At 38.4% G+C, this 661-nt stretch carries 2 protein-coding genes; both read right to left on the bottom strand.

The window, feature by feature from the left end:
* Positions 1-156: a rubredoxin gene (locus HMPREF0373_RS03115; RefSeq protein WP_021738136.1), complete on the bottom strand. Its 156-nt coding sequence runs from the start codon at positions 154-156 to the stop codon at positions 1-3.
* A gap of 90 nt (positions 157-246) precedes the next feature.
* Positions 247-621 (bottom strand): desulfoferrodoxin family protein, encoded by a 375-nt coding sequence (locus HMPREF0373_RS03110; protein WP_023920586.1) that lies wholly within the window; start codon positions 619-621, stop codon positions 247-249.
* Between the last annotated feature and the right edge of the window lie 40 nt (positions 622-661).

The raw sequence follows: 661 nt of genomic DNA, 5'->3' as shown, positions 1-661 counted from the left end.
TTATGCTTCTGAGAACTGGTCTTTTCCTACAAAGCATAACGGACATTCAAAATCTTCCGGAACATCCTCCCACTTTGTACCAGGTGCAATACCACCTTCTGGATAGCCCTTCTCCTCATCGTATTCCCATCCGCAAACATCACATACGTATTTCATTCGTTGTTCCTCCTTGTAAATATATTAATACACAGCCTATATTACTGTTCTATTTGTGTTGTTCTGTAACCTTAATATGTATAAATGCTTTTAGCATTTCCATAATCCATGCAGGTTACAATATGCATATACTTCTTCTACCTGTTCACCATCGCAAAGACAAAAATCTGCTACCGGCTCCTGCCCTGGATTTAACTGTTTTCTGTATATTCCCTGGTTTGTATTTAATGTAATCCACTCAATGAAATGCTCTTCAAGCATTGGATGTTTTGTCTCTCCGACCACGACATGAACATGACTGCCTTCTATCGTATATACAGGTACATGCTTCTCGACAGCAGCATCTGTCACCCCGGCTTTTAATTCCTGCATAGGTTCTCCGCAACAAATTACAGGTACGCCCTTATCCTTTACCTTTTCAACAATGTTTCCACAATGCTTACAAATATAATATCTTACTTCCATGTCTTTTTCTCCTTCCATGTGTAAAATTTATAATTCAATT

The organism is Eubacterium ramulus ATCC 29099 (assembly GCF_000469345.1).
GTDB lineage: Bacteria > Bacillota > Clostridia > Lachnospirales > Lachnospiraceae > Eubacterium_I > Eubacterium_I ramulus.
Note: the sequence above shows the minus strand (reverse complement) of the source record. Positions and strands in the feature narration are given on the sequence as shown.